13 protein-coding genes and 1 other annotated feature are annotated in these 12,916 nt (G+C 45.8%); of the genes, 6 read left to right on the top strand and 7 right to left on the bottom strand.

The genetic code is table 11. The features are described 5' to 3' along the window. Nucleotides 1–129: 129 nt before the first annotated feature. The 3 genes from PPA03S_RS14710 to PPA03S_RS14700 all read right to left on the bottom strand — a co-directional run bounded on the left by PPA03S_RS14710 (nt 130) and on the right by PPA03S_RS14700 (nt 3,885). Complete coding sequence (locus PPA03S_RS14710; protein ID WP_062324069.1) at nt 130–2,157, bottom strand: peptidoglycan D,D-transpeptidase FtsI family protein; 2,028 nt, start codon at nt 2,155–2,157, stop codon at nt 130–132. 105 nt (nt 2,158–2,262) lie between these two features. Next, nucleotides 2,263–3,360: a transglutaminase domain-containing protein gene (locus PPA03S_RS14705; RefSeq protein ID WP_062324206.1), complete on the bottom strand. Its 1,098-nt coding sequence runs from the start codon at nt 3,358–3,360 to the stop codon at nt 2,263–2,265. Between the two features lie 69 nt (nt 3,361–3,429). After that, nucleotides 3,430–3,885: a hypothetical protein gene (locus PPA03S_RS14700; RefSeq protein WP_062324205.1), complete on the bottom strand. Its 456-nt coding sequence runs from the start codon at nt 3,883–3,885 to the stop codon at nt 3,430–3,432. Nucleotides 3,886–4,103: 218 nt separating this feature from the next. Here PPA03S_RS14700 and PPA03S_RS14695 point away from each other — a divergent pair, with 218 nt between their 5' ends. Further along, complete coding sequence (locus PPA03S_RS14695) at nt 4,104–5,279, top strand: MFS transporter (protein WP_062324068.1); 1,176 nt, start codon at nt 4,104–4,106, stop codon at nt 5,277–5,279. Nucleotides 5,280–5,784: 505 nt separating this feature from the next. Next, a complete protein-coding gene (locus PPA03S_RS14690; RefSeq protein WP_024631255.1) occupies nt 5,785–6,132 on the top strand; it encodes a toprim domain-containing protein in 348 nt (115 codons plus the stop codon). Nucleotides 6,133–6,214: 82 nt separating this feature from the next. Here the strand turns inward: PPA03S_RS14690 and PPA03S_RS14685 are convergent, their stop codons facing one another. Next, complete coding sequence (locus PPA03S_RS14685; RefSeq protein WP_062324204.1) at nt 6,215–6,826, bottom strand: SCO family protein; 612 nt, start codon at nt 6,824–6,826, stop codon at nt 6,215–6,217. 614 nt (nt 6,827–7,440) lie between these two features. On the opposite strand from PPA03S_RS14685, the gene PPA03S_RS14680 reads away from it, so the two are divergent. Then, entirely contained in the window at nt 7,441–8,421 is a 981-nt protein-coding gene (locus PPA03S_RS14680; RefSeq protein ID WP_062324067.1) for a metal-dependent hydrolase, read from the top strand. 106 nt (nt 8,422–8,527) lie between these two features. Here PPA03S_RS14680 and PPA03S_RS14675 read toward each other — a convergent pair whose 3' ends face one another. Further along, nucleotides 8,528–8,746 carry an alpha/beta-type small acid-soluble spore protein gene (locus PPA03S_RS14675; RefSeq protein WP_024634589.1) on the bottom strand — a complete coding sequence of 73 codons (219 nt, stop codon included), beginning with the start codon at nt 8,744–8,746 and terminating at the stop codon, nt 8,528–8,530. 119 nt (nt 8,747–8,865) lie between these two features. Here PPA03S_RS14675 and PPA03S_RS14670 point away from each other — a divergent pair, with 119 nt between their 5' ends. Further along, entirely contained in the window at nt 8,866–9,069 is a 204-nt protein-coding gene (locus tag PPA03S_RS14670; protein ID WP_062324066.1) for a hypothetical protein, read from the top strand. Nucleotides 9,070–9,171: 102 nt separating this feature from the next. On the opposite strand, the gene trpS is transcribed toward PPA03S_RS14670, so the two are convergent. Beyond that, nucleotides 9,172–10,164, bottom strand: coding sequence for a tryptophan--tRNA ligase (gene trpS, locus PPA03S_RS14665; protein WP_062324065.1), 993 nt, complete (start codon nt 10,162–10,164; stop codon nt 9,172–9,174). Between the two features lie 64 nt (nt 10,165–10,228). Next, nucleotides 10,229–10,492: a binding site (T-box leader), on the bottom strand. 249 nt (nt 10,493–10,741) lie between these two features. Here trpS and PPA03S_RS14660 point away from each other — a divergent pair. Both PPA03S_RS14660 and PPA03S_RS14655 read left to right on the top strand, forming a co-directional pair. After that, entirely contained in the window at nt 10,742–11,716 is a 975-nt protein-coding gene (locus PPA03S_RS14660; protein WP_062324064.1) for an aldose 1-epimerase, read from the top strand. Nucleotides 11,717–11,916: 200 nt separating this feature from the next. After that, complete coding sequence (locus PPA03S_RS14655) at nt 11,917–12,150, top strand: alpha/beta-type small acid-soluble spore protein (RefSeq protein WP_062324063.1); 234 nt, start codon at nt 11,917–11,919, stop codon at nt 12,148–12,150. An 80-nt stretch (nt 12,151–12,230) separates the two neighbouring features. Here the strand turns inward: PPA03S_RS14655 and PPA03S_RS14650 are convergent, their stop codons facing one another. Beyond that, a complete protein-coding gene (locus PPA03S_RS14650) occupies nt 12,231–12,644 on the bottom strand; it encodes a hypothetical protein (RefSeq protein WP_024634409.1) in 414 nt (137 codons plus the stop codon). Between the last annotated feature and the right edge of the window lie 272 nt (nt 12,645–12,916).

Here is a 12,916-nt window from a genome sequence, read left to right as displayed (position 1 = left end):
ATAAACGCGACATGAACAATGTTTGTTACATACTGATTTGCAGCAGTCTTATGGGAAATAAGCCACTCAGTCCTAGCAAACGAAAAAGAGGACCCTCGAAAGGGTCCCCTCATTGAATCAGGACTTACATTACTGTGTATCAGATTCCTTATTTTTATCTTTCTTCGGTACACCGTCCAAGCCAAACTCCTCGTCATACGCATCGAAGATCGCACGTGCAACAGGGGCAGCACTGCTCGAACCAAAGCCCCCTTCAGGAATAACGACGGCTACAGCCAGCTTCGGATTGTTACGTGGTGCATACGCGATAAATACCCCGTTATCCACCGGTTTTCCCCCGACTACCTGTGTCGATGTTCCCGTTTTTCTGGCAAAATCATAAGGGAAACCGCTAAATGAAGATACCTCGGTTGCCATACCTCGCTGTATCTCATTCCAGTAAGTATCGTTAAAATCAACTGTGCTGAGCACCTTTGGTTTCATTTTCTCAACTACATTGCCCTCTGAATCACGGAATTCACTGACTAATTGTGGCTCCATCCGTTTTCCTTTGTTCGCCAGCATCGTGGTGTACTGAGCAAGCTGCATCGTTGTATATTTCCCTTGTTGACCAAAGGAGGCATACACCAGCTTGGTCAAGGAACTCTCGACGCTTTCCTCACCATATTCTTTGCGCCCAAGATATTCATTAGGCAGGTCAACACCTGTGGAGATACCTAACCCAAATTTCTCCATGTATTCATCCCAGACATCGACACCCTTTGCCCCATACTTCTTGTATAGTTTCTTCCCGATCTCGTCAATCATGAATACGTTGGAAGAATGACGAATAGCATCACGCGGAGTCAACGGTCCATATACGTGACCGGAGGAGTTCTGTACTCTGCGATTGTCGCCCCCAAATGTCGTTGATCCTCTGTCCGGATAAACGGAATTGGTCGTGAAGAAGCCTTCCTTCAAACCAATCAAAACACTTAATGGTTTGATTGTGGAACCAAGCAGTACAACAGATTCCGCCCGTTTACCTGAATCGTCTGGCGGGAATCCACGAATGGTACCATTTAGATAAATATACTTTATTTTGTCGTAATCTTCCGTGCTTATACTGCCAGTTCTCCACACGTTCGTGTCGTAATCCGGCATACTGGCAGCAGCCACAATCTTCCCTGTGTCCACTTCCATCGCAACCGCAAATCCTGTTTTGGCATTCGGATGCGGCTTACCTGAAACCAGATGTGTATGCAGCCAGCTTAGTTGATCCAGAATTGCCTGTTCCGTTTTCACCTGAACATTTTTGTTAATGGTTGAAATCAGGTCATATCCTTTTTCGGGTGGAGTTGAGCCTGCTACACCTTCAGGCAAATTCCGCAAGTCAACGTCAACGGAGTTATAACCGCTTTTGCCACGCAGGACATCCTGATACTGCAATTCCAGTCCGTCAAAACCAACAAACTCATTCTCGGTATACACAAGACCTGGGTCCGTTTGCTTTTTATTGGCCTTATCAATCTCTTCATACTTGTTCAACGCTTTGGAGCTTTTGAACTTTTTGAGATAACCAATCGTCTGAACGGCTACCGTATCCGGATCATAGTAGCGCACACTTTCCTCTACAATCTGAATCCCCTTGAACTCATCCTTGTGCTGCAGGAAATAAGCCACTTCCTCATCGGACAGATCACTCTTGATCAGACGCGGCATGAAGCCGTTCGACTTGCGGGAATTCAAGTCCATCTCTTCAATGATTTTCTCCACCGTAAGCGGTTCGGAATCCTTTTTCTTATACTGTTCAAACACATCATGCAGCCGGGTTGCGATGTCCTCCACTTCCGATATGTTCGGATTTGGCTTGCCATCCACATCCCCATAATTTTTGTATAAGGTCAGATACAAGGATTGAATCGGCTTGGAGTAAGCCAACTTCACCTCACCTGTAGAATCATAGATGGTTCCCCTTACTGGAGCGAGAGGTACGTCTTTTGTAATGTTGCTGGCTTCTTCCTGACTCAGCTCAGGCCCTTCCACGAATTGCAAGAATGCCAAACGTACAATAATCACGCTAAAAATAACAAAGGAAGCGAAGAAAAATACGTTCATCCGGGAACTGAAGCGCCGTTTGTCCGTAAGTTCGTCCTTCTCTTTTGAATGATTGTTCATTCATCCTACCTCTTTCATGACTTGATGCATACCGTACAGACTATTAAGTCCCGGCATGATAACCTGGCAACGTCGTCATCTCCCGGACCCAAGTCCGGCGTAATATTAAGCTGATTGATCTTTCAGATGAGTATCGGCAAAGTTAGGAGGGTTGAACCAATCGCCACTGATCGCCCAAGTGGGATCAAGCGGTATCCAGCTTTGCGAATCGCTCAAATATATCTCATTCCAGGCATGCGGACCATATCCACCCTGCCCGTTATAACCAAGGCCTGTGACCACTTTAACTTCAAGCCCCTGTGAACGGGCCATGACTGCGTAGAGACGAGCGTAATCGATACATACACCTTGGCGTGTATCAAATGTATTTTGGGGCGTCTGTTCGTGCCATATGCCCTTTTGCTCATAGTCATCCACTTTACCATAGTCATATTGAATGCGAGAACCTACCCAGTCATATAATGCCCTGGCTTTGGCTTCCTCTGTCGTTTGACTCTTTACAATTTCTTTTGCCGCAGATTCAATATCCGCCGGAATGTTATGGTCAATGACTTCATATTTGCGTTGCAGGATTCCGCTCAGTTCCTTCTGAACCGCTTGAGTGAAAACCGGCAGCTTGTCCTTGATGAATGTACCGGATAATGGCTCTATAACCGATTTGGCCCCTTGCATATAAATGGGCGAAGCCTCTACATACCGACTGAACATACTTCCCGGATAGAGACTGACAATCATGAACAGCACGGCGATCACAATCATCCCGCGGACGGAGCCAATGACTGTACCAATCACAGCACCCGTAAAGCGGCTGAAAAATCCTTTGGGTTTGCTTTCTTGCTCTCCTGAACGGGATCTTCTGCTGAAAATAAGGGAAGAGAGCAATCCGAGAATTAATCGGATGAATCCATAACTAAGGACAAACAACACGGCAAACCGCATCAGCGGAAAATCAGCAATGGCCGTAATCAATGTATAATACATCTGCTCCCACCGGTTCAGTTCACGGTTTGGCATGTCTGCAGCATGCACAGACAGCCATTGCTGAACATATGGCGCAAGCCATAATGTTAAACCGATGGATAACAGAATACCAATGACCGCCATAATGCCATCCATGAGGAATCCAAAGAGTCTTCCTGCTGAACGCGAAGCGCCTCTGGACCATCCCTGCAGCAATGAAGCGGCCACAATCAACAGCAGCATAATCGTTATGCCATTGAATTCTTTCAGACTGTCGAGCCAACTTTGCAGCACGTATTCATTCCTCCTTTACTACGAAGCCGGTGCTGTTCCGTTCTCCTGTGCCTGTTTGACAAAAGTTCGTATCGTTTCATTGTCGACCTTCCATTCGCCCAGTGAGATCCCCCGTAATGTTACATCGACTTTATCCGAATTCGTTCTACCCTTAATCTCCACATTGGGGCTTGTGATGGTAAATGCACCATCCTGTCCCTTGGTGTACGTTGCTTTGGAAGCTTCCTTGAGCATTATGCTGGTCGCTTCCTTCTTCAATGTGTCCATCGTACTCGATTGTACATCTGTAACTGTCTGTTTGATCTGATCCAAGGAGATGCCGCTGTATATCAGTAGAGCCGCAATAATGATGATGGCAATCGCCCATTTCAATACGGTTTTGACCACGTTCAGGACAAAGAACAAAATGATCAACGCAACCACAATCACCAGCCAGTTCTGCATCACAAACTCTTTGATTACTTCTATGTTCATGACTACACCTTCCGTATTAGAGTTGATTATTAACACTTCCCGAATATTATACATGATTTCCGAAGCTGCTGTCAGCTAAGCCCTCCTATGTAAAAATAAACGGTCTAAGTTCGTCCCGCCGGGCGTACAAGTAGTACCATGAGGTTCTGCTTAAGAAACGGGGAACATATTCATTGTTCAGTTATTGAACTAGCATCGCTTAACAAGGAGGGGCTTCTGTGAAAACGGCCATCTGGCTATATCTTTTTTTGTTCCTTGCTGTTTTTGATTTGCATGCCCAGTATCCAATTCTGACCCCATTTGCCATCTCGCTCGGGGCGGCCCCAACCTTCATCGGCTGGATGATGGGCATCTACTCTTTGACCCATCTTCCAGGCAATCTGATTGCCGGAACGCAAATCGACAAACACGGCAGTCGTCGTTATATCGTGTTCAGTCTGTTGGGTGCAGGGATCATTTTGCTGATTCAGGCGCAGATCCATACGCCATGGCAGCTGCTCGCTCTACGTTCCATCAGCGGATTTGTGCTCGCTTTTCTGTCCCCGGCCTGCCTCGCCCTTCTGGCCCAACTGTCAAGTGATCCGGTCAAGCAAGGCAAATATATGTCAGGCCATGGTGTCGTGCACACACTGGCATCCGTGGTATCCCCCGCTGCAGGGGCACTAATCGTTGGAGCGCTGGGATTCTCCGCCACCTTCGCGAGTCTTGGTTATCTGCTCATACTATCGGGTGCAATTGCCTGGTTATCCATGCCGAAAGGTTTGGCTGAGGTGCAGCATGAAAAAGTGACGGAGCCTCCCACGCCCAGCAGCTCGGCCGGGGAGAAAAGAAAATTCCTGCCCGTGTCCTGGCGATACTTTGCTCTGCCACTTGTCATTGCCTGTGCCCAAGGAATTCTTTTTTTTGAATTGCCTCTGCGCGGAGGCGGACATTCGTCCATGATGTCTACCGGACTTTTGTTTTCCATCATCAGTATTGGCGCTTTATTTACGCTGAGCATGCTATTTCTCAACCGCTATTCCCCCAAACTTCGCTTGGTTGTGGGTGTACTGCTGATGTCTTTATGTTTCTTTACCCTTGCGGCAATGCCGCAGATTCCTTTATCCTCGGTACTCTTCGTTCTGGGGATGTCCAAAGGAATCGTTTTCCCTGCCATGGCAACGCTCTTTATTCGGTTAAGCGGTGGAGAAAAGCTAGGACGTATCTTTTCATTGCAATCCATTGCTACCTCCATTGGTTCTTTCATAGGTCCAATCACTGCCGGGCAGCTGCGTGTGGGCTTATCCCCATATTTCATTGCCTTTGTATTATTGATGATCGGTATGATGCTGCTCCCTTACTTCACAACCAGACGCGAGGCTCCTTTATCTGATCCCAAAAGCATACTTGGTTAACCGTATCCGGATGATGACCTATATCCTTACTCTTTGACAACAGACAGGCTCGTATTTTTCTTGGCTTTGCATCATTCCCCCATTTACAGCTAAACTATATAAAATGGACTGATGTTTTACACACGAACGAAGCGGCCTTGGATCAATCTTTTTCTTAAATATCCTCATTAGGAATGGACGATCAGCGGAAGTAGTGGAGGGGACGGAATCGATTCAGAAGAAGCGGTAGCGTTCGCCTTTGTCCCCATATTTCAACCTTTAAAAAATTAATCAGAAATTTGGAGACAACAGCGATCGAAAGAACGATCCGTAACCGTAACGGTCACTACTGATCAGAAATTCACTTCATGATGTACGTGAAAAAGAAGTTAGAAATCTGAGATGTTTCTGTCAGCGTAGTTGTCGTGTAAAAATTAGTAGGTCCATTTTATATAATCCGGTCGATTTTCGCTGCAACATTTCCCGGGGAATGTCGACATAAGCTCTCGACCAAGAGGTGAATATGATGCCTATTCATGTCATTGTGGAAGGTAAAAATGATCGCAGTAAGCTGAAACGTCTCGTAGGCCCCGAAATCAACATTTTGTGCACGTTTGGAACACTGAATTCTCTCAAGCTTGAGTCACTGCGCAAACAGGTTGGTTACGACGAGGTCTACTTATTTATGGATAATGACAGTTCGGGCAAAAAAATCAGAGGTGTGCTTCGGGATGCCTTCCCGGATGCCGTACAGATGTATACACGGCGCGGCTATGCGGGCGTAGAGGGAACTCCCGACGAGTACATTATCGCCCAATTGGAGAAAGCCGGACTGGAATCGTATATCCAATATCCTGAATTCCCGTCGTTTTAGGTACATAAAAGAGGCTGCACCAGGGTATTCATTCTACCCAGGAAGCAGCCTCTTTTATGGTTTGTCATTTATGAATGCTTCTTCATTCCTTGACCAGATTGCGGATGTCCTCCGCAATGACAGCAGGTTCAACATCCTCTGTATTAAACGCATTGTAAACCTTGCGTAACTGGTTATTCCGATCCACCAGTCCTATCATGTTCATGTGGGCAAAATTGTCCTTGTTCTCACCATCAATAAGGATCTGGAACGATTCCTTGGCAAGCTGCTTCGTTTTATCCATATCCCCCCGCAGGAAATACCAGCCTTCATAATCCGCGTGGAAACGATCTGCAAATTCCTTGATTTTCTCTTTGGTATCCACTTTCGGATCAAACGAGATAGACACAAATGCGGCATCCTTGCCAAAGGTATCGTCCTCTTTCAACAGATCCTGCACCTGGGATAGCGTAAATGTCGTTATCGGGCACACATCAGGACAGCTGGTGAAATAAAAGTAAAACAAACGCACCTTTCCTTTCGTATCATCCAGGGACACAGTACTTCCATCTACATTTTCCATGGAAAAGGATTGAATCTCCCGAATCTCGGGTAACTTTTCCTTGCTGGCAAATACGGTGCCCCACATCAAATACACAGCCATAATCAGTGCGAGACCCAACAGCATCCATGTCCATTTATACTTTTTCAGCATCATTCTCGTCCCTTCCGTCTCAAAGCATATGAATACGCATACATAAAACCTTGCTTGTTATCGCTGTTATGTTGAACTTTCCTAGATAGAATAGAAATTTTAATGAAAGTTCCTCATTGCCATTCCCTTCTGATGCATATGTATACGAAGAACCACTCCATCATTGAGCTCCTTCGTTATTGTAACGGTTCCACAGATCAGTGCCTATACCTTATTTATTTAAAGACAACTCGTTAATGGAGTTAAGAAAGGTGTACATAATCACATAGACAATCGTGTCAAAAATAACGCATAATCCGGCAAGTAGCCTCAAAATAAAGCAAACAGTACCGATACATCCAGGCACCGAGGTCATAGCATAGGATAAAACGACATTCTGGTGTTCACGTTCGCTGAAGGTTTTCTTCTGTCCTTAATATAAAGTTTATCACAGGAAAAGGGAAAAGAGTTTGACAAAGCTCGTACATTTGCTGGCAAATGAGCTGGATCTTGTCATAACTTTGCAATTCAGGGTGTTTTGCTTCCAGGCAGGCGGATAATATACACTATATATGGGTATCACCTAGATAGAGAAGCTGCACGCATTAACGATACACCACACAAAGGAGACGTTTATGGATACTTCTACACATTTTGTCATGGGCATTGGTTTAGCTGGCCTTGCTTATGTCGATCCTGTCGTCGCGAGTAGTCCCATGCTCGCAGCAGCGGTCATGATTGGCACCATCGCAGGTTCCCAGGCTCCTGACATCGATACGGCGTTACGTCTCAAAAGCAACTCGCTCTACATCCGGAATCACCGGGGCATGTCCCATTCACTGCCTTTTCTCCTGTTATGGGTTCTGCTCATCACCGGGGTTATTGCACTGATCTTCCCGGATGTCGCCATTGGACACGTCGCGGCCTGGACTGCTGTCGCCGTAGGCTTTCACGTTTTTACCGATTTGTTCAATACCTATGGAACCCAAGCAGCACGACCATTTACAGAACGCTGGATTGCCTGGAACATCATTCATATTTTTGATCCATTTCTATTTACTACACATGTGCTGGCCATTTTGTTATGGGCATTCGATCTGATCGCCCCTGCTCCACTTTTTGTTTCACTTTATATTGTGACTGGTCTGTATTATGTATGGCGGACCATTGCTCGGGCTCAGGCTGTCAGCAAGGTGAAACGGCTCGATAAAAGTAACCCTGCTGGTCATTATATGGTAATTCCGACGATATCCTGGAACCGCTGGCATGTGGTAAAAAGATATGCCGATGGCAGTTATGAGATTGGCAAAATGGATCATGCTGTCCTGACATGGAATCTCCATGCTTCATCGTCCACTCACGCCGCTGTTGCCGCATCACGCGAATCACCTGAAGTCACAGCGTTTCTTTATTTCACTTCCTATGCTGTCGCTGAGGTGGAGGAATTGCCTGCTGGATACAAGGTACGCTGGGCAGATGTACGTTATCGACACCGAAAGCAGTACCCTTTTGTCGCTGTGGTCGTTATGGATCGTAATTTTGAAACCATTGACACATATGTCGGCTGGTTAAGCGATGAGAAAATGGATAAGAAACTTTTATCTGCACGCTCTTGACGAAAGATACTTGGAAGGGCACAATCAGACATAGGAACTGATGCGCGAGAAAGCCCGGAGCGTTTCCGCTCCGGGCTTCTGTTTGATGCGCTGTTGTTATAATGAATTATTTGCCAGACCCAGCCAGAGACTGCTCAGCGATTTGTACCAGACGTTTGGTGATGTACCCACCCAGAGATCCTGTCTCACGGGAAGTGTAGTTACCATAGTAACCGTCTTGTGGAATCGTTACACCCAGTTCCTGTGCAGCTTCCATTTTCAATTGTTGCAATGCTGAATTTGCCTGAGGTACCACCAAGTTGTTAGAACGAGATCCTTGAGCCATATTTATAATCTCCCTTCAATCTGTGTCTGTAATGTATTGCAAGCTTGCAAGATTATTATGGCTCGTACGGTTCAGGTTATACGGAATTTCACTAAATTTGTATATGGAGGTTTTTCCCAATGAGTAAGGGTTTATCCTTATGGTTTGCATTCTCATCGATTATGTTGTTAGCGGTTACGGCGATCATGATCTCCTACTCCGGCTGGCTGGCTGCGCTGCTGTTTGTCGTGTCCGTTGCCAACATCGGCTGGGGTTTCGTTATTCGCGCCAAGAAAGAGCGCCGGGAAGGTCGTCCAGCTTCCGAGACTGCTTCGAGCAGGTAATTTCATAGTAGTCTGCACAACCAAAATAAAGAGGAGCCATAACACGGCTCCTCTTTATTCATGTTAACGATTCATCTACTTAATATTCTTGCCTTTTACCACTTACTTCGTACGTCTAGGAACAAATCCCATACGTTCTTTAACCTCATTCATTGTTTGGGAAGCTACTGCTTCTGCGCGCTGGGCTGAAGCCTCGAGAATGTCTGCCAATTCACCAGACTCCCGAATCTCATGATACCGCTGCTGTAAAGGTTCGATCACGGACACGACCACTTCAGCCAGTTCTTTTTTGAAAGGACCATACATTTTGCCTTCATAACGCTCCGCAACTTCCTTCAAAGTCAGACCTGCACATTCAGCATAGATACTCATCAGGTTGCTGACCTCAGGTTTGTTTGTCGGATCATATACAACTTCACGACCGGAATCGGTTGTGGCACGACTGATTTTTTTGCGGATCACATCCGGCGGATCAAGCAAAGCAATGTAGCTGCCTGCATTTGGATTACTCTTGCTCATTTTCGAAGAAGCATCATCCAGCGACATTACACGAGCACCCACTTGTGGAATATAAGGGTCTGGAATCGTAAAATATTCACCATAACGGTGGTTAAACCGACCAGCCAGATCACGTGTTAGTTCCAGATGCTGCTTCTGATCTTCACCTACAGGTACCAGGTCAGCATTGTAGAGCAATATATCAGCAGCCATCAAAGAAGGATATACAAACAATCCAGCGCCAACCGAATCTTTACCGGATGATTTGTCCTTGAACTGTGTCATGCGTTCGAGCTCCCCCATCGAAGTCAGGGTAGTCATCAACCAGCCCAATTCCGCATGCTGCGGTACATGGGATTGTAGGAACACATTTGATTTCGTGGGATCAATTCCAGCCGCGATGAACAAGGCAGCTACCGCCTCGGACTGCTCACGAAGTGCTGCAGGCTCTTGAGCCACTGTTACAGCATGAAGATCAACCACCATGAAGTGACACTGGTAGTCATGCTGCAATTTCACAAAGTTTTTAATTGCTCCGATGTAGTTGCCCAATGTTAGCTTGCCGCTCGGCTGAATTCCCGAAAGTACTGTTTTCATTTCACATAACGCCTCCCTGATTGTTTGTTCCCATTCTCCGCGAACGCAAAAAGGCCCCACATCCGCAAGGGACGTGAGACCGTGGTGCCACCCTTATTCGCACTTCTCCATCCACCCGATCTAATCGGATCAAATAGAAGAAATGCCTTCATTTCTCCGTAACGTGGAGTATACGTCCAGTTCTACTGAGGATAGCCCAACTCAGACCTTTCCTGTTCAAACCAGCACTCAAGGGTCCATTCGGTAAAGAGTTCACACCGATTCGCATCAACCATCGGCTTTCTGGAGAGAATTCTCTTGACTTACTTGTCCCTGTCATCGCTTTGATTATCATTCATTGGATAAAATGCATCGTTCAGAATACCATCTTAATCCGCACGGAGCAGAATGTCAAAATGGGAATAGCTTATTTTACCCACTTCACAGAAATCTGTTATGATGGAATTGCTTATCCTGATGATCAGCATTCATTCGTTATGCTAGGGAGATAAGTGACATGTACACAATGACACGCCTGCAACGGCAGATAGGAATGGCTGTTTGCAGACAGATTTCAAGTGGGAAAAGGAGCATCGATATGAAACAAGTGACCAAAGGCCAATGGAATGGTTACGACACGTATATCCTACATAGCCGTGAATTGGAGATTACCCTGCTACCGCGTCTTGGAAATAATATTATTTCCATTCGTGATCTCGTGCAGGGCCGCGATGTCGTTCGCAGTCCGGAAGAAGATGAACTCGCCTTTTATTTACAGAAGCCGTATCACTTCGGCGTTCCGCTTCTTATTCCGCCAGGCCGCATTCATCGAGGACAATTCCAGTATGAGGGAGTCCATTACCAATTCGATCAGAATACAGCCAATGACAATCATATTCACGGCCTCCACCGCAGCCAGTCCTGGTGTGTCAGCGACATCGAAGAAGATGAAGATGGCTGTGCAATTACTACGGAATTATTAACTGAAAATGAAGCGCATTGGATGGCTCAATTCCCTATTCCTTTGAAGCTTGAGATGACGTTCAGACTGCAAAACGCGGTATTAAGCCAGCGCCTGCGTGTGACCAATCTGAGCTCCACTCCTGCGCCTTTTGGGATGGGATATCATACATGGTTTCTGCTTGACGGCAAACCTGCCGATTGGACGCTGCAACTTCCGGTATCCGGAATTTACGCTCAGAATGAAGAACAGCTGCCTACAGGTAAGATTGAATCTCTCGGAGAATGGTCTTCTTTGAACGAAGGCATGAACATGCAGGGACGAAACTGGGACACCATTTTGAAAGCTGCCGAAGGGCAACCAGCGATAGCTCACTTGCGCAGGCAGGATGGATATACGCTGAAATATTCAGCAGATGAAGCATTTTTCAAACATTGGGTCCTCTTTACCAAGGGCGAATCCGATCAATTTTTATGCATTGAGCCTTACACGTGGCTTCCGGATGCACCCAATTTGAATTTAACAGACGAACAGACGGGACTGATTCGTCTGGAACCCGAACAGCCTGTTGAGCTTTTTACTCGTATTGAGATAGTTCCGCCAACCGAGTAGTAATCTTGCACTCTCAAGTTTTTTTAGAGGAGTAAGTCCCTATTTTTACCTTATATTTTACGCTGCCGATCCATACCGGGTCGGCTTTTTCTATACAATCGTTCGTCGTTTTTGTCCAAATTTTACCTTACTCCATATGATGTATATTTCCTCATTCTCTAACCATACTAACATCACCAAGCCATAAGGAGGTGACACACATGTACGGAGGTCAAAACCAAGGTAGCGGAAGCCGCTCCAACAATCTGGTTGTTCCCCAAGCAAACGCAGCATTGCAACAATTGAAAATGGAAGCTGCACAAGAACTGGGTGTAACAATTCCCCAAGATGGTTACTACGGTAACTACACTTCCCGTGAGACAGGTTCTCTGGGTGGTTACATCACTAAACGTCTGGTGCAAATCGCTGAGCAGCAATTATCGGGTCGTTCGTAAGCTCGTTATGCGTGCTCCGATATCTAGTACAAAAGCGGCCTTCCTCGGAAGTGCCGCTTTTCCTTTTGTGCTTATTACTATTATGAAGTCGACTCCATGCCTGAATCCATGTATGTATTGGTTCTAGGATAACGAATCATCAGGTTCGCCATATTGTAGTTTGACTCCATCGTGGCATCAACCAGAATCATACCTTGTCTTACTGTAAAGTCATATGCAATTTCTCCGTGCGTCCAATTCCGTTTAAATTTCAAAGTCTCCAGTGCCATTGCGCGGAACGAAGAGCGCTGGGTTTCGTTCAAGCCACCGTCCTCCACTTCCATTTGTCCATCCCGTCCGGTTATCGGATTATGTCGAATTCCAAACTTTCCAATTACATTATTTCGTATTTGCACAAAAACCACACCTGAATCCAACCCTGATAATTCATGATCAAGCTCTTTGAACACCAAATCCAACTGTCGTGCTAATGAAAGCTGGTCGATTTTTACCATAACGCTCCTCCTTTATGCACCTTCACCCTTGAAAACAAGGACTTACGACTCATTATATGACATCAAATGTAGTCATTCAACAAATACAAACAAATTTGGGTAAATATAACTATAATTTGCACAATTAGTTGCCATTTTGCATCCTTCAAGTGAGTTTTTTCTCTTAATTGCGACAATTTATTCAACTTGAGCCACATTCATAAATAACCAAAAAAAAGACTGCAACCCCATGTGTATCACATAGAATTGCAGCCTAATTTCATATATAGGCA

Source organism: Paenibacillus pabuli NBRC 13638, assembly GCF_001514495.1.
Classification (GTDB): domain Bacteria; phylum Bacillota; class Bacilli; order Paenibacillales; family Paenibacillaceae; genus Paenibacillus; species Paenibacillus pabuli.
This window is presented reverse-complemented; position numbering and strand designations above follow the sequence as displayed.